21 protein-coding genes are annotated in these 26,245 nt (G+C 66.6%); 7 read left to right on the top strand and 14 right to left on the bottom strand.

Annotated features, from left to right (window positions below):
• Positions 1 to 6: 6 nt before the first annotated feature.
• The 5 genes from AC5JJ2_RS24800 to AC5JJ2_RS24780 form a co-directional block, all read right to left on the bottom strand.
• A complete protein-coding gene (locus AC5JJ2_RS24800) occupies positions 7 to 2,820 on the bottom strand; it encodes a DUF1553 domain-containing protein (RefSeq protein ID WP_495860731.1) in 2,814 nt (937 codons plus the stop codon).
• A 195-nt stretch (positions 2,821 to 3,015) separates the two neighbouring features.
• A complete protein-coding gene (locus AC5JJ2_RS24795; RefSeq protein ID WP_495860730.1) occupies positions 3,016 to 4,389 on the bottom strand; it encodes a sigma-54-dependent transcriptional regulator in 1,374 nt (457 codons plus the stop codon).
• Positions 4,389 to 5,723 (bottom strand): sensor histidine kinase, encoded by a 1,335-nt coding sequence (locus AC5JJ2_RS24790; RefSeq protein WP_495860729.1) that lies wholly within the window; start codon positions 5,721 to 5,723, stop codon positions 4,389 to 4,391. Before AC5JJ2_RS24790 ends, AC5JJ2_RS24795 begins: the two co-directional genes overlap by 1 nt.
• 38 nt (positions 5,724 to 5,761) lie before the next feature.
• Positions 5,762 to 7,030, bottom strand: coding sequence for an outer membrane protein assembly factor BamB family protein (locus AC5JJ2_RS24785; RefSeq protein WP_495860728.1), 1,269 nt, complete (start codon positions 7,028 to 7,030; stop codon positions 5,762 to 5,764).
• 73 nt (positions 7,031 to 7,103) lie between these two features.
• On the bottom strand, positions 7,104 to 8,270 hold the full coding sequence (locus tag AC5JJ2_RS24780; RefSeq protein ID WP_495860727.1) for a patatin-like phospholipase family protein: 1,167 nt from the start codon (positions 8,268 to 8,270) through the stop codon (positions 7,104 to 7,106).
• Positions 8,271 to 8,605: 335 nt separating this feature from the next.
• Here AC5JJ2_RS24780 and AC5JJ2_RS24775 point away from each other — a divergent pair, with 335 nt between their 5' ends.
• From AC5JJ2_RS24775 to AC5JJ2_RS24765, 3 genes are all read left to right on the top strand, one after another.
• Complete coding sequence (locus AC5JJ2_RS24775; protein WP_495860726.1) at positions 8,606 to 10,426, top strand: helicase-associated domain-containing protein; 1,821 nt, start codon at positions 8,606 to 8,608, stop codon at positions 10,424 to 10,426.
• 238 nt (positions 10,427 to 10,664) lie between these two features.
• Positions 10,665 to 10,901 carry a hypothetical protein gene (locus AC5JJ2_RS24770; protein ID WP_495860725.1) on the top strand — a complete coding sequence of 79 codons (237 nt, stop codon included), beginning with the start codon at positions 10,665 to 10,667 and terminating at the stop codon, positions 10,899 to 10,901.
• 9 nt (positions 10,902 to 10,910) lie between these two features.
• A complete protein-coding gene (locus AC5JJ2_RS24765) occupies positions 10,911 to 13,019 on the top strand; it encodes a hypothetical protein (protein WP_495860724.1) in 2,109 nt (702 codons plus the stop codon).
• On the opposite strand, the gene AC5JJ2_RS24760 is transcribed toward AC5JJ2_RS24765, so the two are convergent.
• Positions 13,007 to 13,582, bottom strand: a complete 576-nt coding sequence (locus tag AC5JJ2_RS24760) for a hypothetical protein (protein WP_495860723.1) — start codon at positions 13,580 to 13,582, stop codon at positions 13,007 to 13,009. The genes AC5JJ2_RS24765 and AC5JJ2_RS24760 overlap by 13 nt on opposite strands.
• A 43-nt stretch (positions 13,583 to 13,625) precedes the next feature.
• Positions 13,626 to 15,443, bottom strand: coding sequence for a polyprenyl synthetase family protein (locus AC5JJ2_RS24755; protein ID WP_495860722.1), 1,818 nt, complete (start codon positions 15,441 to 15,443; stop codon positions 13,626 to 13,628).
• A 256-nt stretch (positions 15,444 to 15,699) separates the two neighbouring features.
• On the opposite strand from AC5JJ2_RS24755, the gene AC5JJ2_RS24750 reads away from it, so the two are divergent.
• Together AC5JJ2_RS24750 and AC5JJ2_RS24745 are read left to right on the top strand one after the other, a co-directional pair.
• On the top strand, positions 15,700 to 16,641 hold the full coding sequence (locus tag AC5JJ2_RS24750) for a ThuA domain-containing protein (protein WP_495860721.1): 942 nt from the start codon (positions 15,700 to 15,702) through the stop codon (positions 16,639 to 16,641).
• A 286-nt stretch (positions 16,642 to 16,927) separates the two neighbouring features.
• Positions 16,928 to 18,061 carry a caspase family protein gene (locus AC5JJ2_RS24745; protein ID WP_495860720.1) on the top strand — a complete coding sequence of 378 codons (1,134 nt, stop codon included), beginning with the start codon at positions 16,928 to 16,930 and terminating at the stop codon, positions 18,059 to 18,061.
• On the opposite strand, the gene AC5JJ2_RS24740 is transcribed toward AC5JJ2_RS24745, so the two are convergent.
• From AC5JJ2_RS24740 to AC5JJ2_RS24710, 7 genes are all read right to left on the bottom strand, one after another.
• Positions 18,051 to 19,850 (bottom strand): prenyltransferase/squalene oxidase repeat-containing protein, encoded by a 1,800-nt coding sequence (locus tag AC5JJ2_RS24740; RefSeq protein WP_495860804.1) that lies wholly within the window; start codon positions 19,848 to 19,850, stop codon positions 18,051 to 18,053. The genes AC5JJ2_RS24745 and AC5JJ2_RS24740 overlap by 11 nt on opposite strands.
• A complete protein-coding gene (locus AC5JJ2_RS24735) occupies positions 19,850 to 20,158 on the bottom strand; it encodes a type II toxin-antitoxin system RelE/ParE family toxin (RefSeq protein ID WP_495860719.1) in 309 nt (102 codons plus the stop codon). The genes AC5JJ2_RS24740 and AC5JJ2_RS24735 overlap by 1 nt, the downstream gene beginning before the upstream one ends.
• Positions 20,080 to 20,331, bottom strand: coding sequence for a hypothetical protein (locus AC5JJ2_RS24730; protein ID WP_495860806.1), 252 nt, complete (start codon positions 20,329 to 20,331; stop codon positions 20,080 to 20,082). Before AC5JJ2_RS24730 ends, AC5JJ2_RS24735 begins: the two co-directional genes overlap by 79 nt.
• Before the next feature lie 20 nt (positions 20,332 to 20,351).
• Positions 20,352 to 21,368: a ferredoxin family protein gene (locus tag AC5JJ2_RS24725; RefSeq protein ID WP_495860718.1), complete on the bottom strand. Its 1,017-nt coding sequence runs from the start codon at positions 21,366 to 21,368 to the stop codon at positions 20,352 to 20,354.
• A 4-nt stretch (positions 21,369 to 21,372) separates the two neighbouring features.
• Positions 21,373 to 21,822 (bottom strand): glycine cleavage system protein H, encoded by a 450-nt coding sequence (locus AC5JJ2_RS24720; protein WP_495860717.1) that lies wholly within the window; start codon positions 21,820 to 21,822, stop codon positions 21,373 to 21,375.
• A gap of 44 nt (positions 21,823 to 21,866) precedes the next feature.
• A complete protein-coding gene (locus AC5JJ2_RS24715; protein WP_495860716.1) occupies positions 21,867 to 22,268 on the bottom strand; it encodes a GxxExxY protein in 402 nt (133 codons plus the stop codon).
• Positions 22,269 to 22,355: 87 nt separating this feature from the next.
• Positions 22,356 to 23,681, bottom strand: a complete 1,326-nt coding sequence (locus AC5JJ2_RS24710) for a coproporphyrinogen-III oxidase family protein (protein WP_495860715.1) — start codon at positions 23,679 to 23,681, stop codon at positions 22,356 to 22,358.
• A 318-nt stretch (positions 23,682 to 23,999) separates the two neighbouring features.
• Between AC5JJ2_RS24710 and AC5JJ2_RS24705 the strand changes: the two genes are divergently transcribed.
• Positions 24,000 to 24,329 (top strand): hypothetical protein, encoded by a 330-nt coding sequence (locus tag AC5JJ2_RS24705; RefSeq protein ID WP_495860714.1) that lies wholly within the window; start codon positions 24,000 to 24,002, stop codon positions 24,327 to 24,329.
• Positions 24,330 to 24,383: 54 nt separating this feature from the next.
• Entirely contained in the window at positions 24,384 to 26,237 is a 1,854-nt protein-coding gene (locus AC5JJ2_RS24700; RefSeq protein ID WP_495860713.1) for an AI-2E family transporter, read from the top strand.
• The last annotated feature ends 8 nt before the right edge of the window (positions 26,238 to 26,245 follow it).

Raw genomic sequence — 26,245 nt, 5'->3', positions numbered from 1 at the left:
CAACCCTCAGTTCACGTATCGGAAGTCGGCGGACGCGAACACCGCGTGGAACAGCTTCGCCCACGCATCACTCGCGTCGGAACGGTTCTGCAGGAACTTCGTTGCGACCTCCCGCTCGCCGGCCGTCGGCTCGCGGCCGAGGGTCAGGCGGTACAGGCGGGTCAACCGTTGGTCGTCATTCATGTTCCGGGAGCCGTCGAGCAACCGCTGGGCCGCAGCCTTCGCCTGCTCCGCGACGAACGGGTTGTTCATCAGGTAGAGGGCCTGCGGGGCGACGGTGCTGACGTTCCGCGCGCCCGTCACGGTGCTCGGGTCGGCCATGTCGAACACTTCCAACAGTTCCGGCATCGCGTTACGGAACATCGGCAGGTAGACGCTCCGTCGGGTCGAGGTCGTCTTGTACGAGTAGTCGGCGGCAAGCGTCGCGGGGTAGGTAGGCCCTTCCCTCTCGGGTGATAGTTGCCCGCTGACCGACAGAATCGTGTCGCGCAGGACCTCGGCGTCCTGGCGGCGGCGGTTGAACCGGCCGAAGAGCCGGTTGTCCGGGTCAACGGCGAGTAGCTTCGCGTCGCCCACGGTCGATTGCTGGTAGGTCCGGCTGAGGACGATCGAGCGGACGAGCTTCTTCATCGACCAACCGTCGGCGACGAACTTTGTCGCGAGGTGGTCGAGGAGTTCCGGGTGCGACGGCAATTCGCCGGTCGTGCCGAAGTTGTCCGTCGTGCGGACGAGGCCGGACCCGAACAGCCAGTGCCAGGTACGGTTGACGATGACGCGGGCGGTCAGCGGGTTGTCCTTCGACGTGATCCACTCGGCCAACTCCCGCCGGCCGCTCTGGCCCTTCGGGAAGGTCGGGGCCGGGCCGTGCAGCGCCACTTGCAGTACGCCGCGCGGGGCGGCGTCGCCGAGGTTGTGGACGCTGCCGCGGACGTGGACGCGGGCGCCCTCGATCTGCTTCTCCTCGACGACGGAAATCGCCTTCGGCCGCTTCGGGCTGACTTCCTGGAGCTTTTTCAACTCCGCTTCCATCGCCTTCAGCGTATCGCTCGTGCCGGCCTTCCCGACCGCCTTCGTGGCTCCGGATTCGGTCTTCTCGACCGGGACGAACGCGATGGCGTCGGCGGTGACGTGGCCCTTCGTGTTCTCGTTCGAGATGATGACGTAGGCCAGCCCGCCCTTCTCGAACCGGTGCTCGCCGAGGGACACGAAGCGATCATCCACCGGCGGGTTCTTCCGCATGTCCACGGTCAGTTCCTTCTCGCCGTCGGCACTGAAGACGGCGACCGGGACGTTCTCCGCCCTCGACGTGCCCGGCGAGTACGCCAGCCGGACCTCGTACTTGCCCGGCGGCAGGTTGTCCGGCTGGAACGTGAGCGTCTTCTCGCCCTTCCCGGCGTTCATGTCGTGCAGGTAACCGGCGGCGATGTACTGGCCGGAGTGCGTCGAGTGCATCCAGTCGCCGACCTTCTTCGCGGCCGCGTCGTCCACCACGACGCCGGGCACGTCCTTGACGGGAAGAATCCCCCCGGCCTTCGCGACGCTCGTTTTCCCCTTCTCGGCCTTGATCCGGGCCTGCAGCGCGGCGATGGCGTCCTCGGCCGTCTTGAGCACCGTCTCGTCAGCCGGATCGACCGGCAGCGGCACGTCGATCCACTTCGAGACGTTCGCGTGTTCCAGCGTCTTCGCGTTCCGCAGGATGCCGGCGAGGGCGTAGTAGTCCTTCGTCGGGATCGGGTCGAACTTGTGGTCGTGACACCGGGCGCACGTCACGGTCTGGGCGAGGAAGCCCTTCGTAATCACGTCGAGCTGCTCGTCCACCACGTCCATGCGGAGTTGCTTCTTGTCCTGCTCTTCGAGGTTCGTGTTGCCGAGGGCGAGGAACGTCGTGGCCGTCGTCTGCCGCCGCTTCGCGGCCCAGTCGTCGGCCGGGAGCAAGTCCCCGGCGATCTGTTCCTTCACGAACCGGTCGAACGGCACATCGTTGTTGAACGACTCGATGACGTAGTCGCGGTACCGCCACGCCTCGTCGAGTACGAACCCGCGGAGCGTTACCGACTCGGCGTACCGGGCCACGTCCAGCCAGTGGCGGCCCCACCGCTCGCCGAAGTGCGGCGACGCGAGCAGCTTGTCCACCAGCTTCTCGACCGCATCGCCGGATGGGTCCTTCACGAACGCATCGACTTCCTCCGGCGTCGGCGGAAGGCCGATCAGGTCGTAGTAGAGCCGCCGGGCGAGCGTCGCGCGGTCGGCCGGCTTCGCCGGCGCGAACCGCTTCTCTTCGAGCTTCGAGAGAATGAAGCGGTCAATGTCGGCCTTTGCCCAGTCCGCGTTCGTGACCGCGGGCGCGGCCGGAGCCTTCGGGAGTTGGTACGCCCAGAACTTGCGGCCGTCTTCGACGGACATACCGACCTGCCTCCGGGCCGCGACTTTCCCGCCGCGGGGATCGGGCGCGCCCATGTTCACCCACTTCTCGAAGTCCGAGATCACCGCGTCCGGCAGCTTCCCCTTCGGCGGCATCTTCACGTCGCCGTCGTACTTCAGCGACTTCAGGAGCAGACTCTCGGCCGCTTTGTGCGGGACGACAACCTTGCCACTCTCGCCGCCCTTCTTCACCCCCTCGGCCGTGTCGAGGTAAAGTTCCGCCTTCAATTTGTTGTTCTTTTCCGCATCGGACGAATGGCACTTCACGCAATGCTCGACGAGGACGGGGCGGATTTTCGCCTCGAAGAACTCCACGCCTTTCGGGTCGGGGTCGGCGGCGCGGACGGCGGAACAGCACAAGAGCGCGAGGACGAGGCCGGGGGAGTGTCGGAACGTCATCGGTCTACCAGAAGAGGGTCGGCGGCGTGCGGAACTTTTGTATTGTGCCAAATCGCGTAGGGAATCGCAACACCCAGACTTCCGAAGTCCGGCTTCGACTTCGGAAGTCGAGGGGAAGAGTGGCGTATCCCGGTCCCACGGGCGCTTCTGCGCGGGATCGACTTCCGAAGTCGAAGCCGGACTTCGGAAGTCGGGTCACTTCTCCCCGATGCCGTACTGCTCGATCTTGCGGTAGAGCGAACTCAGCCCGATGCCGAGCCGCTTCGCCGCCTCCCGCTTGTCCGGCGTCTGTCGAAGTATCCGCTCGATGTGCAGCTTCTCGAACCGCGCCGCCGCCTCGTTCAGGTCGTCCACGGCCGACGGGTCCGCCGGGTTCGGGGCGATGTCCGGCGGCAGATCGGACGGCTGGATCAGCGGACCGTCGCCGAGGATGATCGCCCGCTGGATCGCGTTGTCCAGCTCGCGGACGTTGCCCTTCCACGGGTAACGCATGAGCAACTCGACGGCCTCCCGGCTGGCCCCGACGAACCGCTTGCCCATCGCCTGCGCGTGCTTCGCGATGAGCCGCTCGACGAACTCCGGGATGTCCTCCCGCCGGTCCCGTAGCGGCGGCAGCGTGAGCGTGACGATGTTCAGCCGGTAGAACAGGTCCTCGCGGAACCGCCCGGCCGCGACCTCGTCTTGCAGGTTCTTGTGCGTCGCCGCGACGACGCGGGCCGACACCGGGACCGGCTCGTTCGCGCCGATCGGCAAGATTTCCTTCTGCTCTATCGCGCGAAGGAGTTTCGCCTGCGTGCCGAGCGGCAGTTCGCCGATCTCGTCGAGGAAGACCGTGCCCGTCCCGGCGTACACGAACAGCCCGGCCTGGTCCGAGTCCGCGCCAGGGAATGCCCCTTTCAGGTGGCCGAACAGTTGGTTCTCCAGCCGCTCGCCGGGGATTGCGGCGCAGTTCACGGCGAGGAACCGGCTCTCGACGCCGCCGGTCTGGGCGAAGCGGTGGACGGCCTTCGCCATGAGCTTCTTGCCCGTCCCGCTCTCGCCGAGGATGAGAACCGTCGAAGGCGTCGGGCCGACCTTCTGTGCGAGTTGCATCGCCGTCTGCATCGCCGGGCTGCGGCCGATCACCATGTCCCCGGCATCCGCCTGCCGGTTCAGTTCGCGGCGGAGCCACTGGTTTTCGCGGGCGATCTCCTTCTGCGTCATCAGCCGCCGAATCTTCTGCGAAACCTCTTGCAGGATGATCGGCTTCATCAGGTAGTCGGACGCGCCTTTGTGGAAGGCTTCGACGGCGGTATCGACTGTCGCGTAGGCGGTGATGAGCAGGACGAACGTTTCCGGGTTGCTCCGTGACACACGCTCCAAAACTTCGAGGCCGTCGAGGCCGGGGAGGTTGATGTCGCAGATCACCACGTCGAAGGGGGCCTTGCGGATCGTCGAGAGGGCGTGCTCGCCGCTCGCGGCGGTGGCGACGCGGAACCCCTGCCCGTGCAGGAACTCGGCGAGCGTCTCGCGGATGAGTTGCTCGTCATCGACGACGAGGACGGACGTGGCTTCGACGCGGTTCGGCATCAGGCGACCTCCGCCGGGCGCGGCGCGGCGACGGGGCGGACCGTCGGCAGCGCCACGCGGAACGTCGTCCCGTGACCGGACTCGCTCTCCACCTCGACCCGCCCGCCGTGCTCCTCCGCGATCTTGCGGATGACGAACAGCCCCAGCCCGGTGCCGTGCCGCTTCGTCGTGAAGTACGGCCGAAACAGCTTCGCCCGCACGTCCGCCGGGATGCCGGTCCCGTCGTCGGACACGGCGAGTTGCATCGTGCCGTTCGCGCAAGAAGCGGACACGGTGATGCGGCCGCCCTTCCCCGTCGCGTCGATGGCGTTCAGCACGAGGTTGAACACGATCTGCACGAGCTGGTCCCGCACGCCGGGGACGAGCGGCAGGTCGTCGGCGAGGGCCACGGCGATCGTGCGGTTCTTGCCGCCCTTGTAGAACTTCGCGATGCCGAGCGCCTCGTCGATGATGTCGCGGACGGAGACGTTGCCCCGCTGCGTGCTGGCCGGGCGGCTGAAGTTCACGAGTTCGCGGAGGATCGACTGGATACGGACGAGCTGCCCGCCGACCTGCCCGAGCTTGTTCCGCGTGTAGTCGTCGAGATCGCGGTGTTCGAGCATCTGGACGAGCGAACTGATCGCCGTGAGCGGGTTGCCGACCTCGTGCGCGATCCCGGCCGCGAGCAGGCCGAACGCGGCCATCTTCTCCTGGTGCAGCACCTGGGCCTGCGTCTCTTCGAGTTCCCGGGTCCGCTCGGCGATTCGGGTTTCGAGCTGGTTCTTATTTTCTTGCAACTCGTCGTTCAACACGCGAAGCCGCTCGCCGGCCCGCTTGAGCAGCTTCGCCAGCCCGCTCGCGGCCCACGCCACCCAGACGAGGACCACGAGCATGAGCGCCGCCAGCTGCGGGTCGCCGCCGGGCAGCGTCGCGAACAGGACCCCGTAACTGAGGCAGGCGAGGCCGCAGGTGATGAACGTCGTCCGCGGCGAGAATCGGATGGCGCAGCAGACGAGCGACAGGATGTAGTAGTAGCGGAACGGGCTTTCGAGGCCGGTGTGGAAGTAGCAGAGCAGCCCGATGAACAGGCTCTCCATGATGGAGATGACGAGCGGCTGGTCGCGGAACAGGACCCGGCGGCGGGTGAAGTAGTACGTGTCGAGGGCGGTGAACGCGAGGCCGAGGAGCAGGATGAGGTTCAGCGGCCGCGGGTCGGCGGTCGCGGCGACGTTCGCGAGGACGACGCCGACGACGAGGCCGAACCAGCGGATTTTGACCGCGATGGATTCGGCCGCAAGGTCCCAGTCCGCGTCCGTCGGCGTGGGGGCGAAGCGAGAAATGAACTCCCGTGGCATGACGTTAGTTTAGTCACGGCCACGGGACCGCGGCCCGGTTACTTCGTCCCGATGGCCCAGAGGTTGTTGAACCCGCGGAGGTAGATGCAGCCGCCGGACACGGCCGGGGACGCGGTGAACGTGTCCGGCAACTTGTTCTCGGCCAGCTTCTCGAACGTCCGGCCGGCCTTTACGACGATCACCAACCCGTCCCGGCCAGTGAGGTAGAGCTTGCCGTCCGCGTACACCGGGCTGGCCCGGTGTCGCATGTTCGACACTTTCTCGGCGTACACCGGCTTGCCGGTCTTCGCCTCGTGGCAGTAGAGAGTGCCGCCCTCGCCCATGATGTAAACGAGGTCGTCCACCAACAGCGGCGACGGCACGTCCGGCGTGTCCTTCGGCAGCCGCCAAAGTTCGCCGGCGCTGCCGGGGTTGATCGTGCCCTTCGCGGTCGCCGGATCGACGCCCACCGTCACGCCCCGCTTGCACGACGGCACGACGATCAGGTCCGGCGTCACCAGCGGCGACGACACGGCCCGCCACGCCATGTTGTACTTCATCTTCGGGTTCAACTCCGCGACCCGCCAGACCTCTTCGCCGGTGTCGAGCTTGTGGGCGGTGCAGTAGTCGTTGCCGTGAGAGATGAGAAGCGCCTGCTCGCCCTTCTCCCAGACGAACGGCGAGGCGTAAACGTCCGGCGACTCGCCGCGGCCGTCGCTCTGTCGCTTGTGCTGCCACACTTCCGAGCCGTCCTTCGTGTTCAGCGCGACCAACAGCTGCGCTTTGCGGTGCAACAGCGAGAGGTACAGCCGATCCTTGTACAGCACCGGCGTCTGGTGGACGCCGAACTGGATGGCGAACTCGCCGTACTTCTCCTGCGCGTCGAAGCCCCACGCCTTCTTGCCGGTGAAGTCGAACGCGGCGACGTGGCCGGACCCGGCGAACGCGAACACGAGCTTCCCGTCCGTGCTGCACGACGCGGAGGCGTCGTTCCCCTCGTCGTTACGGTACGCCTTGCCGCGGCTCGTGCCGAGCTTCTCGCTCCACTTCGGCTTCCCGTCCGTGCCGATGCACTTCACGAACAGGTCGGCCCCCTCCTGCGTCGTGATGAAGATGCTCTCGCCCCAGACGCACGGCGTTGAGGCCCCCATGCCCGGCAGCGGCGTCTTCCACACGACGTTCTTGTCTGCCGCCCACGCCGTCGGCAGGCCGGTCTCGGGGCTGTGGCCGTCGTTCACCGGCCCGCGCCACTGCGGCCAGTTCTCGGCGGAAGCGAGGTGAGCCGAGCCGAGGAGCGCCCCGGCGGCGAGGAGGATGCGTGCGATCATGATGAATGTGGGAAGGTGGGTGCGGGGTGGGACCGTTCCGGGAAACGCTACCCGAACACGGGCGATTCTACAATCAAAACCCGCGGAGCGTCAGGTGGTTCTTCCAACTCCAGCGGTTCAGGAAGAAGTCCTTCGCCGACAGGTAGCCGCGGGTGTAGAGCTGGTCCTTCTGGTCGGCCGTGACGCCGAACTGCGTGGCCGTGATGCCGAGGCCGGTCAGGTCGAGGTCGATCACCCGCCCCTGGTGCCGCTGGCTGAGGTAGCGGCGGTCCCCGGCCAGCATCATCGTCTTCAACATGCTCGACAGCAGCTCCGTGGCCGTATCGATCTTCGACGGCAGCGCGTCGGCCCGGTCGATGAGGCGGAACCCGAACGTCGGCCACGACGGGGCGACGCCGGGCGTGTCGTCGTCGAAAATCCAGAGCGGGAAGTTGCTGAGGATGCCGCCGTCCACGATCCGGCTCTGTTCCAGCGTCCCCGGCTCGAAGAAGAACGGGATGCTCATCGACAGCCGCACGGCTTCCGCCACGCCGAACCCCCGCTGCTTGGGCGTCAGCGGCGGCCGGTAGTCCACGCGGGCGGCCTGCATCGTCGTGGTCGGCGTCCCTTCCGCCGGTCGCGCGGGCGTCGGCCGCGCCGGTTCCAGGTCGTCCGGCAGAACCTTCATCTCGCCCTTCGTCACGTCCGAGATCACAACCTTCAGTTGCCGGTCGGTCGCGAGGTGGCTACGGTCCCACATCTCGCCGAACGTCTGCTTCCCGGCCCACTTCAGAATCTCGTCGAGCCACGCCCGGAACGGGTCGGACGAGTATTCGCCCAGCTCGCCGGTCATCGCCAAGTTCGTGAGCAGAAGAATTGGATGTTCCAGGTCGTCGCTCGGGTCGCCGTTGAAGATGAGGCGGCTCGTCTTCTTCGATAGGAAGTGCATGAAGTCGAGGTGGCCGAGAATCTGTTCGAGCTGGTCGATGTTCAGGTCCGCGGCGAGCAAACTGGCCGTGATCGCCCCGGCGGACGTGCCGGCCAGCCCGTGCCAGCGGATGCCGACCTCCGAGCAGAGCCGGGCCGCGCCGAGGAATGCCGTGCCGAGCACGCCGCCCCCCTCGAACACCGCGTCGGCGTCGAACAGTTGGTTCGCGCGCTCCAGCGGGGCCATGTTTATTTCGATCTTCGCACGGTCGGCGGCGGTCAGGTAGAGGCCGTACTTGCGACGGGTCTCGACGGGGTTCCAGATCGCGGCCATGCGGACCTCCGGGATGAACGGACACTCTACCGGACCGGGTGAGACGGGTGAAGGTTGGATCGTGGGGCAGTTCCTGCTAGAGTGAAACCGCCACCGCCGCCACCGCCACGGGTGGCCCCCCGTGGCGGAATCGCCACCTGGGTTGACGCGACGCATAGAATTGAAGATTGTGCCCGCCCGCCGACGGGCCGAAAGCCGGTCGTCACATTGTCCGCATCCGCCTTGTCCGCCTCCGGCACGGGCCGCTAGGATAGCTCATTCCGGCCCCCCGTACCCCCGTCGGACCCGCTATGCCATCCAGCTCGACGAAGCGCCCCGGTTCGCCGAAACCCGCGATGCCCACGTTCGACCCCGCGAACCCGTTCATCGTCCAGTCCGACCGCTCAATCCTGGTGGAAGTCGATAACCCGAAGTACGCCGCCGCCCGCGACGCCCTCGCCCCGTTCGCGGAGCTGGAGAAAAGCCCGGAACACATCCACACGTACCGGATCAGCAACCTGTCGCTGTGGAACGCCGCCGCCGCCGGGATCACGGCCGACCAGATGATCGACGTGCTGAACCAGTACACGAAGTTCCCAATCCCGGCGAATCTGCCCGCCGACATCGCCGAGACGGTCAGCCGGTACGGACGGGTGAAACTCGAGCGGATCGACGAGAACTCGCTAAAACTCGTCTGCCGCGACAAGCCGTTGCTCGAAGAATTGGCCCGCCAGAAGAAGCTGCAAGAGTACCTCGGGGAGCGGCTCGACGGCCTCAGTTTCGCGATCCAGCCCGGTCATCGGGGCGTCTTGAAGCAGGCCCTCATCGCCGTCGGCTACCCGGCCGAGGACCTGGCCGGGTACACGGAAGGCGCGAACCTGCCGGTGGCGCTGCGGGAGGTCGCGACGACCGGGCTGCCGTTCCACGTCCGCGACTACCAGCGGGACGCGGCCGCCGTGTTCCACGCCGGCGGCGACGTGCGGGGCGGGTCCGGCGTCATCGTGCTGCCGTGCGGGGCGGGGAAAACCATCGTCGGCATTAACGTCATGTCGCTGCTTCAGAAGAACACGCTGGTGCTGACGACGAGCGTGACGGCCGTGAAGCAGTGGGTCCGCGAGATCATCGACAAGACGACGCTGACGGCCGAGGACGTTAAGGAGTACACCGGCGACACGAAGGAGATCGGCAACGTCACGGTCGCGACGTACCAGATTCTCACGTACCGGCCCGGCAAGAAGCGGAAGAAGAAGGGGGCCGAGACGGACGAGGAGCTGTTGAACGGCGAGCCGGAGCTCGTCGAGGAGGAAGCGGACGACGAAGAGACCCGCCGCGGGCCGGGGTCGCCGGAGGACTACCCGCACTTCAAACTCTTCGAGCAACGCGACTGGGGCCTCATCATCTACGACGAGGTCCACCTGCTGCCCGCGCCGGTGTTCCGCGTGACGGCCCAGATTCAGGCCCGCCGCCGCCTCGGGCTGACCGCGACGCTGATCCGCGAGGACCAGCGGGAGGGGGACGTGTTCAGCCTGATCGGGCCGAAGAAGTACGACGTGCCCTGGCGGGAACTGGAAACAAAGGGGTGGATCGCGTCCGCGTCGTGTTCGGAAATCCGCGTCGGGCTGCCGGACGACAAGGCCCGGATGGAGTACGCCGTCGCCGAGTGGCGGCAGAAGTACCGCCTCGCCAGCGAGAACCCGCTCAAGGACGAAATCGTCGCCCGGCTGCTCGAACGCCACGCGAACGAGCGGGTGATCGTGATCGGCCAGTACCTGACGCAACTGAAGAACATGAGCAAGCGGTTCGACCTGCCGCTCATCACCGGGTCCACGCCGAACGGCGAGCGGGAGCTGCTGTACAACCAGTTCCGCCGCGGCGAGGTCCGCCACCTGGTGCTGTCGAAGGTCGGCAACTTCGCCATCGACCTGCCGGACGCGAACGTCCTCATTCAAGTGTCCGGCACGTTCGGCAGCCGCCAGGAGGAGGCCCAGCGGCTCGGCCGCGTGCTCCGGCCGAAGGGCGACGGCGGGGCCGCCCACTTCTACACGGTCGTGACTCGCGACACGAAGGAACTCGACTTCGCCCAGCACCGGCAGATGTTCCTGACGGAACAGGGGTACAGCTACGAAATCCTCGACGAGCGCGGGTTCATCACGCCGCCGAAGGCGGAGTGTACGTGAGGGTTTTCACCACGAAGGGGTAGCAGAACGCAAGCAAGCGGCGATGGCTGCTGTCTTTGTTCCCTCCCCCCCAAGGGGGGAGGGAACAAAACAACAAACCCCGGCTCGGTGCTTTGTGCTCTGTCGAAACCCTGGGCGAGGGCGGCGTCAGCTCTGATTATCGGACACGCTCCCTCCAGAATCAGAGGGCTGACGTCCCCTCGCCGAAACTTCGCTTCCAACACCCCGACACCCACCCATGACCCCACCCTCACCCCGCCTCGCGGCGAAACTCCACCGCCGGGTCTGCTTCGTCCTCACCGAGGACGCCGTCCTCGCGCAAGAACTGCTCGCCCGCAAGAAGCTCGCCGGCGAGGTCGTCGGCCGGCTCGCGGACCGCGTGCTGCTCGTCCGCCCCGGCCGGATCGACGCCGTCCTGGACGAACTCCGCAAGATGGGGCACACGCCACAGGTCGTTAGCCGGGCCGAATCGTAAAACGACTGGATGCCTCCGTTGCCGTTGGATTTCGCCCATTGGACTGATCGGGTTCACGAGACGCTCGGCCGGTACGCCGAGCCGCTGGCGCGGGCCGTGTGCTCGCGGCTGGTGAAGCCGAAGATCGGGCAGACGCTGCCGGACCTGATCGACAAGGCCGCCGCGACGCTGACGAACGCCCCGGTCATCGACCGCCGGGTCCGCGAGCTGCCGGACGCCCCGCAAACCCTCCTCCGCCTCGTCGGGCTGAGCCGCCAACCGATCTGGAAGGTCGGCCAACTCATCACGCTGTCCGCCGCCGCCGGGTTCGCCGACGGGTTCGGCCCCGTCCAACAATTGCTCGAATCGGGCCTGTTCTTTCCGACAGACGCCGACGACGCGTTGACCGACTTCGCCGCGTGGTTCGGCCGGGCCGGGACGATGACCGCCTCCGTGTTCGTACATCCGGCGGTGGCCGCGCGGTCCCGCGGGCTGATGGACGACACGCGGCCGAAAGCGAAGGTCACGGCGGGAACCGCCGTGCAGCCCGACGGCCTCGACTGGCCGCTCCGCCTCGCGGCGGCCTGGCAAATCACCCGGCCGACGCCGGTGAAGGTGACGCAGGCGAAGCTCCTCTTCAAGCGAGACCTGACGCGGCTTCAGGGCGACGACGTGTTGAACGCCCCGCTCGTGGACGTGCCGCACGCCGTCCCGGACGCCGGCGTGCTGGCGTTCGAGTGGGCCGTCGCCGCCGGGTTGTTCCGCCAGGTCGAGACCGACTACCACGCCGACCCCGTGGCGTCCGGCTGGGCCGTCGGCCTGTGGCCGCTGCTGTCGCACCTGCTCGCGGCGTTTTTCCAGATCGAGACGTGGGACCCGCTCAAGGGGTACGCCCCGACGGAGGGCGGGCTGTCCCCGACACCGACGGCGGCGCTCGTCGTGCTCGACCAACTGGCGGCGTCGCCGAACAAGTGGAAGGCGGCGACCGACCTCGCCGCGCCGCTGTGGGAGAACCACCCGTCCCTGCCGTCAACCCTCTCGCGCGAGGCCGCGAAGACGCAAGGGGCGAGTTGGGTGGAGGCTCTGCTCCTGTCCGTGGCGTGCCCGATGCGGCTCGTCGATTTCCAGGCGGGCGAGCCGAAGCAGTTCCGCCTGTCCGAGTTCGGCCGCCACCTGTTCTGCAACGAGGCCGAGCCGCCGCTGCCGCCGCCGTTCCCGCAGACGCTCATGGTCCAGCCGAACGCCGAGGTGATCGTCTACCGCCAGGGGCTGACGCCGGGGTTGGTCGCGGAGCTGTCGCGGTTCGCGACGTGGAAGCAGATCGGCCCGGCTTGCACGCTGGAGTTGAACGCCGACGAGACGTACCACGGCCTCGAATCCGGGATGACGCTGGCCGGGATCAAGCAGACGCTCGACCGCCACGCCATCCGGCCCGTTCCGAACAACGTCGCGGACCTCTTGCGGCGGTGGGCCGACAAGCGGGAGCGGATCACCGTCTACCCATCGGCCACGCTCGTCGAATTCACGTCCCCGGCGGACCTGGACCTCGCGCTGTCCCGCGGGTTGGTGGCCATAAAGCTGACCGACTACATCGGGCTGACGGCCGACGGCCGCGACCCGGACTTCAAGGCCCTGCGGCTGATCGGCAACCGCGAGTACGACGCGAAGCCGGTGAAGTGCGTGACCGTCGCCGCCGACGGGCTGACGCTGACCGTGGACGCGGGGCAGGCGGACATTCTACTCGAAGCCGAGATCGCCAGGATCGCGGAGGCGTTGCCCGTGTTCAACCAGGGGCCGCGGCAGTTCCGCATGACGCCGAGGACACTCCGCCACGCCGCCGAGGGCGGACTATCGCTCGACGCGCTGGACGAGTGGTTCGTCACCCGCACCGGCGACCCGCTCTCCCCGGCCGCGCGATTGTTCCTGACCGGTCATTCGCTGCCCCCGCCGACGACGCAGACGTGCCGGGTGCTGCGGCTGCCGTCCGAGGAGATCGCCGACGGGCTGATTCAGTGGCCCACGTCGAGCGGGTTCGTGAAAGACCGCCTCGGCCCCGCGGCCGTGGTCGTGGAGGACGCGGACCTGCCGGCCCTGAAAGAAGTGCTGAAAAACCTGGGGATTCACGTTCAGGACGTGTGACCGGCCGGGACCGGGGCGAGGATTTCGAGCACCTCGATCGCCGGCTTCCCGTCCGTGTCGATCACGCCGAGGCGGCCGTACAGCAGTTCATCATCGTTGATGCCGAACCACTCCTTCATCGTGCCGTTTGGCGTCACCCGCACGAAGCCGGTCGGCCGCACCTGCCGCAGCACGTCGTTCTGAATCAGCACGCGGCCGAGGGGCGTCTTGCCGTCCACGATGTGCTGCCGGACGTGCGGGGCAAGCCGGTTCAAGTCGATCTGCACCAGCCCGAACTGCACCACCTTCCCGGTCCCGGCGAGCGTGAGGAGAATCTTCCGCGAATACTCGTCGGCGTCCGTCCGCTTGGCGAGCACGTTCACGTTCACCCGGTCGCCGTAGAACTGCTCGACCGTCACCGTCATGTGGTGCGTGTGGACGAGCAGCGAGCGGTACGGTTCGGGGATGTCGTCGGCGGAAATGGCGGTCGCGGCCGGGATGCCGTCCGCGTCCGGCAGGAGGTTGTACAGCGAATGGTAGTCGGGGATTCGTTGCACGATGCGGTCGTGGTAGCGGGTGCTCATACCGGGCAGTACCGCCGCCGGGCGGCGGTCTTACCCGCTCGCGTCAACTCCCGGCGACGGCCAGCCGCGGCAGTGGCAGGCCGAGCGGCACGCTGAACGTCGTCGCGACCGGCTCCGCCGGCAACGCGGCCCTCTCCAGGACCGTGTCCACGAGGTAGTAGAGCAGCTCGCGGAACGGCTCGCATTCGACCTCGTCGGCGAGCGATTCGCACTTCGCCCGGAACTTCTCGACCAACTTGTCGGCCTTCTCGAACACCTTCGTCCGGAAGTAGATCGCCCGTACCCGCTCGACGATGGCTTCGTCCGCCAAGTTCGACTTGCCGTGCGCGATCTTGAGCAACTCCGCCTTGTCCGCGGCGGCCGCGCCTTCGAGCGCGAGCGCGAACAGCAGCGTCGGCCGGGCCGAGAGCACGTCCTGCCCGGCGAGGAGCTTGTTGTCCTCGTCGCCGTTCCAGTCCTTGAGGTCGTTCAGAATCTGGAACGCGACGCCGATGTTGCGGGAGAAGTCCGGGATGAGCTTGTCGTAGGCGTCGGTCGGCCCGGCGAGGCGGACGCCGGTGTAGAGCGCCGCCTCGAACGCCGGGGACGTTTTCAGCGCGTAAATCTTGAGCGCGTCCACCGGGGTGAGGCCCTTCTCGGCCGCGTCCCGCCAGAGGAGTTCGGCCCCCTGCCCCTCGCTCAGCTTCATGTGCGCGTCGGCCAGCCGGTCGAGGATGTCGGCCGCGGCCTCCGCCCCGAGCGCCTTGCGGTCGCGGCTGACGAGCCGGTAGCCGAGGCCGATGAGGTAGTCGCCGACGTTGATGGCCGTGCCGATGCCGTGGACGCGGTGCAGCGTCTCCTGGCCGTAGCGGAAGGCGTCGTCGTCCTCGATGTCGTCGTGAACCAGTGACGCCTTGTGGAACGTCTCGATCGCCATCGCGGCCCGCTTCACCGAGTCGGACAGCTCCCAGCCGTCGTCCGAAAGCGTCGCCTTGCCGCCGGTCAGGGCGTCGTAGGCGGCGAGCGTGATGAACGGCCGGGACCGCTTCCCGCCGCGGCCGAGGAAGTCGTAAGCAATCGCCTCGTGTTTCGCGAGCGGGTCGCTCGGCAGCGAGTTCCGGCGGGCCGGCGGCGCGAGCCGGGACAGTTCCGGCTCGTCGAACATCTGGTTCGCGGCCCGCATCAGCCGCACGTAGGTCTTCGTCACCTTCTCCGGCGGGGCGGTTTGCAGGTCGATCATGTCGAACACCCAGTCCTGATCGACCGACGTGTTCTTGCAGTTGCTGGACAGCAGCGGCGTCGCGACGCACGGGATGCCGGCGAGGAGCACCTTGTCGAACGCCTTCTCCAGCACGTTCAGGCACGCCACGCCGACGATGGCATCGACGTGGCCGCTCACGATGATCTTCAGGACGATCGGCGTCCCCTCGCTGACGAGCACCTTGTACCCGAGTTGCTCGGCCTTCGTCTTGTAGTCGGCGACGCTGCACGCCCCGCACTTCTCGCAGTCGAGGCCGAACTCGTCGTACTCGGCCGGGCAGCCCTCGGCGTTCTTCAGGCAGTGCGGCAGCAGCATCAGCCGGCGGTGGAACGGGATCGCCGCGACCTGCTCCTTCCAGAAGGCGTTCGTCAGCATCACCATCGCGAAACCGAGGTACTGATCGCCGACGCCGAGGGACCGCAACAGGCCGTCGGCGATGTCGCGGGCGGCCTCGCGGGTCAGCGGGTTCGACTTGTCGAGCTTCGCGGCGGCGGCAACGGCGGCGTCCCGGACGCGGTCCCGCAGTTGACGGGTTTCGGGGACCACCTTGAAGGCGGCGGTGTTCGGCTTCTTGGACTTGGGTTCGGACGGCGCGTCGGGTTCGTGGTCGGCGGTCGTCACGGGGAATTCCTTCAACGGGAGGAACGCAGTCGGGAGGGATACCACGAGCGAGTTTCGGTCTTACATCGTCGGTATCAGTTTCGCAACTCCGGCCCGGTCCGCCAACGGAAAAGGCGGCGATTCTCATCGCTTCCCTCGTCGCTGGAACCATTTATATAGCCGCCGGCTTGCCGGCGGGGTTTCGCGATCCCCCAAAACCCCGCCGGCAAGCCGGCGGCTATATTAAGAGCGTTCCCACCCTCCCGGAGCCATTCGCATGGTCCGCCTTTCCGCGCTCCTGCTCGTCGCCTTCTTCGCAACCCTCGCGCCCGCCGCCGACCCCCGCGACCAGTCCGGCGTGCCGCTCGAGGTCCCGCCCCCGGCCGACTTCAAGGGGAAAGTGATCCTCCTCGTCGCCGGGACGCAAAGCCACAACCCCGGCGACCACGAGTTCTTCGCGGGCACGGCCATCCTCATGAACCTGCTGAAGCAGACGCCGAACGTCTGGCCGGTCATGGCCCGCGACGGGTGGCCGAAGGACGAGAAGCTGTTCGACCGCGCGGACTCCGTCATGTTCTACATGGACGGCCGCAACGGTCACCCGGTCGTGAAAAAAGACGCACACGGCGACCGCATGGACCGCCTCCAGAAGCTGATGGACAAGGGCGTGGGCTGGGCGAACCTGCACTACGCGGTGGACTACCTGCCGCAGCACGGCAAGCGGGTCCTCGGCTGGATGGGCGGGTACTACGAGCCGGACTACAGCATCAACCCGCACTGGGACGCGGAGATTCGGAGTTTGCCGAAGCACCCGATCACGAATGGCGTGAAGCCGTTCACGCTCAACGACGAGTGGTACTACGGCATGCGGTTCCTCGAAGACCGGAAGGGCGTGACGCCGATCCTGCAGGCCGTGCCGCCGGACAAGACGCGGACGACGAAGTACACCGCGACCCGCAAGGGGGAGATCGAGACGCTGGCGTGGGCCTACGAGCGGCCGGCCGGCGGCCGCGGGTTCGGGTTCACCGGCGGCCACTTCCACCGCAACTGGGCGGACGAGAACTTCCGTCGCATCGTGGTGAACGCCCTGCTCTGGACGGCGAAGGCGGACGTGCCGGCGGGCGGCGCGAAGGTCGAGTTCGACCCGGCCGATCTGAACAAGAACCTCGACAAGAAGAAGGGCGAGTTCAAGCCGATCCTGCCGCCGATGAAGAAGTAATCCCGGCGAGCCGAGCGGCGTCAGCCGCCGGGGGAGGATCGTCGCCCGCGCCAGGACATGGTTTTCACCCCGAAGGTGTGGGAGAACCTAGCCCAGGGCCAGGGCCGTAGGCCCGCCGCCCTGGGTGAGGACCGCAACCACCCCGCAGGCTGAAAGCCTGCGACAAGGCGGCCCCAGACACGCACGAGCCCCCGCGACCCCGCGCCCAGGGCGTTGCCCTGGGCTGAGCGCTCCCACCCCTTCGGGGTGAAAACCGGGCCGTCCGCACGCCATTGGAGACTCGACCATGCGATTCGTCCTCGCCGTCGCCGGGTTCGCCGCTTGTGCCACGGCCATCCCCGCCGCCGACCTCGATTTGAAGCCGGCGAACACCTACGTGGTGATCGCCGGCGTGCTTCAGTGGCCGGGGAACGTCATCCCCGGCTTCCCGACGAAAAACCGCAAGGACGAGGAACTGCACGACGTACTCCTGAAGTCCGGCGTGCCGGCGGAGAACATGAAGTTGCTCCTCGACGAGCAGGCGACGCACTCCGGCGTGAAGCGGGCGATCCGGGAGGTCGCGGCGAAGGCGAACAAGGATTCGCTGTTCGTCTTCTACTACTGCGGCCACGGCCTGCCGCACCGCACGGGCGGCGTTTGCCTGGCGAACTACGACCTGAAGCCGGGGCAGCCCGACCTGACGGGGCTGCTCGCGACGGACCTGACGGCGATGATCCGCGACAATTACAAGGGGAAGCGTGTTCTCTTCCTCGCGGACTGCTGCTTCTCCGGCGGGCTAGGGAAGGCCGCGGAAGGGCTGAACAAGGCCGGGTACGAGGCGGCGTACCTGACCTCCGCCAACGACGCGATGGTTTCGACGAACAACTGGACGTTCACGCAGACCGTCATCGACGCAGTAACCGGCGACACGTTCGCGGACGCGAACGCCGACGGCGTGGTCACGCTCGACGAGTTGGCCGGCGACGTGCGGAAGGCGATGGAATCGCTCGAACGGCAGAAACACGGGTATAAGTCGTTCGGCCTCGCGGGCAAGTTTACCCTCGCGACGGCGGCGAAGAAGGCGAAGGCCGCGGACGGCGTGAAATTCCCGCCGGGCGAGTTCGTCCTCGCCCCAGACGGCCGGGCGAACCGGGCCGGCCGCGTCGTCGGCGGGGCGGACGGCAAGGCCGTCGTGCAGTTCTACGACTACACCGAGAAGCGCCGCGTGGAGGTTCCCGAGGGCAAGCTGTCCGCCATCCCCGACGGCTGGCTCAAGGTGAGGACGGCGGCCGCGGAGATCGAGGTCGAGTGGAAGGGCAAATGGTTCCCGGCTGTGGTGCTGAAGAAGGACGGCGAGAAATCGCTGATTCATTACGTCAACTTCGGCGACGAGTGGGACGAGTGGGTGACGGCCGAGCGGGTACGGGCGATCAAGAAGTGAGTGTCCGCCGCGCCCGGCCGAGGGCCGCGACCGTGAAGATGATCGGGTACAGCTTCTCGAAGTACCACAGCTTCGCGAAGTAGAACCCGATCGGCGACGGGTCGCGGAACCGGCCGCCCTCGACGGCGTCGATGAGCCACGCGACCCCGCTTTCGACCTGCGGACCGGCCGCGAGGTCGAGCAGCACCTCGACGGCGATAGCCGTTTCCTCCACGCTCGACGGGCAGTCCTTCGCCCCGCCCCACCCGCCGTCCGCGTTCTGCACGCCGATCAGGTAACTGACACCGCGTTGACACTCCGGCGCGTCGGCGAGGCCGAGATCGCGGTACGCGGCGAGGACGCGAGCCGTGCCGTAGACGGGGTTGACGTCGTCCGGGGCGTGCTGGTTGCCGAACCAGAGCGGCAGCCAGGAACCGTCGGACCGTTGGTGACGAGCAAGATAAGTGAGGGCGCGGTGAACAGACCGGTTGCACATCCAGAATAGTTCGTACCACCCTTCGGGCTTATCTGAATTGTGATCCCACCGCGGCTTGACCGGCGCGGCGGGCGGGTGACCTTCATCGCCCCACCAGGAATCGAACGCCCGTAATGCGTGAGCCGTCAAGTCGGCCCCACTCCGATCAAACGGGAGCTTCCCCCAACCCCGACAGAACGTGGGCCAACCGCCGTCCCGATTCTGGAGCCGCGCGACCCACCTCAAGCCGGGGAGCATCTTCTTGAGCTGCTCATCTGTTGTCAGATTCCTCACTGCGATCAACGCCCCCGGCGTGTCGTCGCAGTCCGGGACGCTGCCGGGACAGTGGCTCCAGCCCCACGCCCCCGCCGCGGCCCCGGTGTACGGGTGGCGCTCCTTCGTCTGTTGGTCGAGCAGCCAGCCGAGCAGTTTCTCCTTGTCCGACAGCGATTCGAGGTCGCCGGCCGCGGCGAGGGCGTTGACGCTGAGCGTCGTTACCCAGATCGACAAGTTCGTGTCGATCGGCCAACTGCCGTCCGGCCGCACGGAATCCACGAGGAACCGCACCCCCTCGCGAACAACCTCGTGGTCCTTCTTCCCGATGCTCGCGAGGCTCATCACCACGAACGCGGTCAGCGGCGTCGCTTCGAGGTAGCCGCCGCTCGACGGCTGAATCCGCCGCAGCACCTTCAGGCTCGCCGCCTTCGCGAACGGTCGGACCGGCGACCACGACCCGCGGTGGTGGTGGACGCACTGCCCGATGGCGATGAGCGCCGGCAGCGCGTAGCTGACGACCGGCAGCCCGGCGAACCGGTACCAGCTCTGCGGCAGGCACGCCAGCTCGAACGGCAGCCGCGGCACCTCCCGCCACGGCACGAGACCGGCGAGGGCGCACGTCATCAGGATCGGCACGCTGAACGTGCGGTCCTTCCCGTACCGGGCGCGGACCGCTTCCGCCCGCTCCGCCGCCGATTTGCCGCACTTTTCGTCGAGGTAGTGCTCGACCCGTTGCAGCGTCTGCGGGTGTTCGCCCTCCGCCCCGACAACGGCGAACGCCGCCCGGCAGAGCATGGACGTGGAAATGTTCGAGAAGCTCTTCGTCGTGTCGCCCCACCCGCCGTCGGCGTTCTGGTGCTCGACCAACCAGCGGACGCCGTTCGCAATCAACTCGCGCTGGGCGTGAGGATCGACGCGGTGCAGCGCGATGACGGCGACGGCCGTGCCGAGCGCGGACGTGGACAGTTCGCCGACCCAGAACCCGTCGGCCGTTCGCTCCGCTAGGAGCGCGTCGCGCGCCGTCAGGTAGGCGTCGTTGAGTCGATTGGGGTCGATCATCACGAAGGGGGTTCCGAACCGAAGGCCCGGTTGATGTCTTGCTCGGCGCGGAAGATTGCGGAGATTTCGCAGTCACCGTTGCGGACGCGATAGATGATCCGGTAGTTCCGAACGATGAGTTCGCGATAGCCAGGGAACCGAAGGTCTTCCACCGGACTGCCCATTTCCGGGAGTGTTTCGAGAAGCGCGACCTTACTCCGCACCGTTCGCATCCACTTCAACGCGCGACTTACGGAGTCGCGGGCGATCCGGCGGGCGTGGTATTCGAGGTCGAACTCGGCCCGGGCCGTCCAAGAGACGTTAGCCATTGCTCCATCTCCTGCATGACCTCGGCGTGCGGCTTGAGGCGGCCCGCGTCAGCGTCTGCAATCCCTTGCGCGACGTGAGCGTGGAACCGAATCTGATAGAGGATTTTTTCCCATGTGCAGTCGTCGGGTAGCGACTGGATCGCCTCCAACGCCCACTGCTTCGGCATCTTCATGACATTCCCTCCACCAGACATCATAACCCGAGCGAGTCCAGGTCATCCACCAACTTGTCCAGGTCGTCCTTCGGTCCCGCCGGCTTGCCGGCCTGCCGCTTCGGGATGCCAATTGCCATGCCAACGGCGTCGCGGCCGTCGGCGACCAGCTCGCGGTCCCGCTCGGCCACGGCCGTCGCCAGCGGGTCGGCCGCGTCGCCGCCGCCGAACAGCTTGCTCAGGTCGATCTTCAGACCGCCGACCGTGCCGCCCTCCGCGCCGGCAATCGCCGGCGACTTGTACTCCGGGAAGATGATCGCGTTCTGCGGGCAGACCCGGCTACAAGCGGGACACCCTTTCTTGCACTGGTCCTGGTTCTCCGTGATGATGCGGTCGAGCGCGTCCACGCCGTAGACGCCGAACAGGCAGAAATCCAAACATTCGAGGCAGTTCGTGCAGCGGCCGTAGTCGATGACCGGGTACCACCGCCGGTTCGCCGGGGCGAGCAACTCTTCCGGTGCGGGTTTCGTCGGCAGCCCGAGGGACAGCATGATCGGGTTCGCCGCGGTCTTCTCGGCCGCTTTCTTCGCCCGCCGCTCATGGCACTCCGCGGCGATGCGGCGAATCTCGTTTACGTAGGGTTCGTGCTTGTTGAAGTCGCGAAGGTCGAGCGTGTAGATGTGCCGGTCCGGGATCGTGCCGCTCGCGCCGATGGCGGCCGGCCTCTCCACTTCTTCCCGCGGCGTGTCCTCCTCGTCCTCGTCGTCGGCCGGCGGCTTGAGTTGCGACTCGCCGAAGTGCCCCTTGATGCCGTCGCGGTCGAGCAGCCAGAACGCGGCCCGCGGGTAGAGCCACGACAGCACGACCATGTCCCCGGACACGCCTTCGAGGAACAGCCGCCCCGTGTGGTCCGGGCCGAGGTCGTACAGGTTCGGTACGATCGACAGGTCAATCCCCGGCTCCATCAGGAGGGCGGCGGCGATGCTCTCCTCCAGCGACCGCTTGGCCGGGTGCTTGCCCGGCGCTTGCGAGAGAACCACCGTCAGTTTGCGGGCCATGGGGTCACTCGTCGTCGAGGTTCACCTGGTTCTTCAGGATTCGCTGGGCCGTCGCCCACGCGGATTCCAGGTATTGATAGTACTCGGCCGCGGTCATGGTCGTCGAGAAATCGCCGGCCATCTCGAACAGCCAGCCGTCGCCGTACCCGTCGGCGTTGATCGCGGACGGGTCGTTGAGCAACTGCCCGTTGAAGGCCGTGATCGTCCCGGCGAGCGGGGCGTAGAGTTCGCTCTGGGCTTTCGAGCTTTCGATGAACCCGATCTCTTGCTTGACGGCGACCGCGGCCGGGGCGTCGAGCTTCCATTCGAGGAAGTACACGTCCTGCATCAGCCGCACGGCATACGCGGAGAACCCGAACCGGCCGGCGGCGGGGTCGCACCACATGTGGTTGCGGCAGTACCGGCGGTCCGCGGGGAGCGTCGCTGCGAATTTCCCCATGTAGAAGGTGAGCATTTTTTCACCGCAGAGGCCGCGGAGAACGCAGAGAGAAGACGGAGTTAAGAGGGGAATTCGTGGACGACACGTTTAACGCGGTCTACCATCCGCTTCACGTTGAAGTTCATAATCAGCCCTAGGCGACAGTTCGAGAGTTTCAGGTACGTCAGCAGTTGAGCCGTGTGGATCGGTTCCAGGTGATCGACCGCCTTGAGCTCCAGGATGACCGCGTCGTTCACGACCAAATCAATTCTGTACCCGCATTCGACGGAAACGCCTTTGTAAACGACCGGCAGCCCCAATTGGCGGACGACGGCGAAGCCGCGCTGAAGAAGTTCGTACTCCAGGCAAGCCTCGTAGGAAGATTCCAGCAGCCCCGGTCCCAAGTGCGAATGAACTTCGATCGCGGCCCCGATCACGCCTTCGGATATCCCATTTAACTCCGCGGCCGTGGCGACCCGCATGACCAACCCTCCGCTCGATTACTCATTTCGTCTTCTCTCGATTTTCTCTTCCCTCTGCGATCTCTGCGTTCTCCGCGGTGAATCCTCTTACGTGTATCGCTTCGCCACGTACTCCGGCTCGAAAAACGTCGGCAAGTGGCGGTCGATCTGCATCAGGCCGCTCGGCGTCAGGTCCACGCCCGTCGGCGTCACCTTGAGCCAGCCCTCGTCTTCGAGCTGCTTGTAGCCGTTCTCGAACTCGCGGGAGATGTCCGCGCCGAACTTCTGCTGAAAGTACGTCTTCTCCAAATGGCCCGTCTTCAGTTGCAGGATCATCTCGCGGATCAGCTTCTGCTTTTGCGACACCGGGAACGCCCGGCCGAGCGGCAACTCGCCCTTGTCGAGCTTGTCAATGTAGCCCTCCCACGTGTCCACGTTCTGGACGTGGACGCCGTTCAGGTGGCCGAAGCTGGCGACGCCGGTGCCGAACATGTCCGCCCCGTGCCACAGGGCGTCGCGGTAGACGAACTGGTTTTTCGCCTTGCCCTTCACGACCGTGTAGGCGCTCGAAATCTCGTAGCCGTGGGCCAGGAACTCGTCGAACGCGTACTTCACCCACGCCCGCTTCGTCGGCCAGTCGGCGACCTTCGTGGCGTCCGGATGCGCCTCCTCGCCGACCATCTGCAGTTCCTTCGAGAACCGCGTGTTGTACGGCAACTCCATTTGGTAGACGGTCACGCTATCGGGGGCGAGCGCGATCGTCTTGCGGACGCAGTCCTTCCAGTTGTCCCAGTCCTCGCCGACCATGCCGGCGATCAGGTCGATGTTGATTTGGTGGAAGCCGAGGTCCCGCGCCCAGCCGTAAGCCCGATGGATTTCCTCTTCGAGGTGCGCGCGGCCGTTGTACTGCAAAATCTCCGGCTTGAAGTTCTCGACGCCGAGCGACAGTCGGGTGACGCCGAGGTCCTTGAGCGTTTCAAGTTTGTGCTGCTGGAGTGTGCCGGGTTCGCACTCGAACGCCACCTCGCGGGCCGCGTCCCACGGCATGATCGCCTTCAGCTTCTCCATCAGCTCGCGGAGTTGCGTCGCGCTCAGGTACGACGGCGTGCCGCCGCCGAAGTAGACGTAGTCCAGCTTCCGGCCGCCCACCATCGGCAGGCGGCTGCACAGCTCAACTTCCTTGACGAGCGCGTCGGTGTACGTCTCCACGTCGCGGGCGTTCTTGTCCGTGTAGACGCGGAAGTAACAGAACTTGCACCGCTTCCGGCAGAACGGGATGTGCAGGTACAGGCCGAGCGGCACGCCGGGAACGGGCGGGCGGTCGATCGCGGCCGTCGCGTCCGCGAGGTACGTCGGCTTCCACGCGGAGAACGGCGGGTAGTTCGCGATGAAGTAGTTGCCGAGGCCGGTCTTTTCTTGGTCAACCGCGGTCATCGAACACCTTGTAGAAGGGCGGCCGAGCGCGGCCGCACGGTGAAAGCATAGCCGAACGCACCCATCGAACAAGTTCGCGGAGAACCCATTGAGCATACCGCCGGCGACGAAAGCCCTTACAGGCCAGCGGGATGGCCACGAAGGCTAGTCAGGATAAGCAACTCATTTCTCATTGCGACGCAGATCTTTTCCCGGCAATGTTCGCGCCATCGAGACGGTTTCCGGACGGCCACGGCACTTTCTTTGCGAAATATCCTGGGGATGTCACAGGGGCATCGACTCACGCGGACGGAGCTGCACCACCAACGAGGTTTCACCATGAAACGCACCCTCTTTGCCGCCCTGCTCGGCCTCGCCTTTCTCGCGTGCGCGAGCACCGCCGACGCCCAATACTACTCCTCGTACAACCCGTACACCGGCACGTACAACTCGTCGAGCTACTACTACACGCCGGGCACGATCCAGTACGGGAACAGCTACTACTCGCCGTGGACGAACTCGTTCGGCACGTCCTACTCCTACGGCAACCCGTGGTACGGGAACCGGTACTACCGTAGTTACGGCTACAACCCGTACTACGGCTACTCGAACTTCCGCTCGTACTCGAACCCGTGGGGCTACCGGTACGGGTGGCGGCGGTGGCGGTAGCCGCGGCACGGCGGATGCATCTCCTCGGCGAATCGCCCACCGAGGAGCCGATCCATGACGCCCGGAAAGTCCTGTCCCCCCTGGCAACGCGCCGTCATCATCCAGTCCGGCATCATCACGGCCGCCCTCATCCTGGGACTCTTCTATTGGGCCAGGAGCATTCTCATCCCGATTGCGATGGCGATCTTCCTCTCCTACGTCCTCGCCCCCGTCGTTAAGTCGCTCCAGCGCCGCCGCCTCGGCCAGGCCGCGTCCGTCATCCTGACCGTGTCCGTCGCGGTCCTCCTCTTCCTCGCCACGTCGATCGTCATCAGCCGGCAGATCAGTGGCCTCACGAAGACGCTCGCCGAGAACGCGGAGACGGTGAAGGCCAAGATCGCCGACGCGAAGGAAACCCTCGTCGGCAAGGGCGACCCGCGGCTCACGGGGCTGATCGACGACCTGGAGAAAACCATCGTCGGCGAGGTGAAGGACGCCCGGCAGGCGGCGGACCAGCCGCCGCTCGTCGTCGAGTCGGCGAAGCCGAAGTGGATGGCCAGCATCGACCAACTGATCGGCCCGGTGACGGAAGCGTTCGGCATGGCCGCGTTCTCGTTCGTCCTCGTGGTCTTCATCCTGCTCGCGAAAGACGACCTCCGCGACCGGATGCTCCGGCTCATCGGCGACACCCACCTGCCGAGCACCACCCGCGCCATCGACGAGGCGACCACCCGGCTCAGCCAGTACCTCCTCGCCCAGTTGGTACTGAACGTGTCGTTCGGGTTCGTCATCGCCTTGACGTTCTGGATTTTCGGCGTGAAGTACGCCCTCCTATGGGGGTTCATCGCCGCCCTGTTCCGGTACGTGCCGTACATCGGAACGTGGGTCGGGATCATTCCGCCGGCCCTGTTCACACTCGCGACCACCGAGGGCTGGTGGCTGCCGATCTTCGTCGTCGCCGTCTACGCCGGGTTGGAGCTGTTTTGCAACAACGTCATCGAGCCGTACCTGTACGGCTCCCGGCTCGGCGTGTCCGAGGTCGGCCTGCTCGTCTCCGCCGCGTTCTGGTCGTTCCTGTGGGGGCCGATCGGCCTCATCCTGTCCGGGCCGCTCGCGACGTGCCTCGTCGTCCTCGGCCGCCACGCGCCGCGGTTCCGGTTCTTTGAAATCTTGCTGGGGACCGAACCGCCGCTCGCGCCGGGCGTCGCCCTCTTCCAACGGCTCATGACGGGGGACACGGACGAGGCGGTCAAGTTGATGGAGAAGAACAAATCGGAGGAGAACCCGAACGACGCGTTCGACACCGTATTCATCCCGGCCCTCGTGAGCGCGAAGACGGCGATCCATTCGGGCGAGTTCACGCCCGAGGAAATCGACCCGATGATCGAGACGGCCCGCGAGGTCGTCCGCGATTCGCTGGACGCGGTCGAGCACGCCCCCGCCGAACCGGGCCCCGAGGGCCGCGGCAAGTTGGTCGTCATCCCGGCCCGCGACGAGGCGGACGAGCTGGCCGTCGAGGCGCTCCGGCGACTCTTGCCGCGGGACAAGTGGGACGTTCACACCGTCACGGTGGACACGCTGGCGGCCGAGTTCGTCGAGAAAGTCGCGGAGACGGGGACCGACATCGTGTGCATCGGGTCGCTCCCGCCGGCCGGGTTGGTGCAGGTGCGGTACCTTTGCAAGCGGCTGCGGCAGCAGAACACGACCGTCCGCATTCTAGTCGGCCGGTGGGGCGACGCCGACAACTCGGAGGCGTACCGCGAACTGCTCGACGTGGGCGCGAACGCCGTCGAGGTCACGCTCGCGGCGAGCATCCGCCAACTGAACGAATGGCGACCGCTAACCTCGGACGCCGAATCCGAGCCGGCGAAGGAAATCCGACCGGCGATTGGCACGAAGGCTGCCCCTACTCCCGTGACGGCGACGTGAACCGTTCC

The sequence above is a fragment of the Limnoglobus sp. genome (assembly GCF_059499385.1).
The sequence above is the reverse complement of the archived record's forward strand: the minus strand, read 5'-3'. Positions and strand labels throughout refer to the sequence as shown.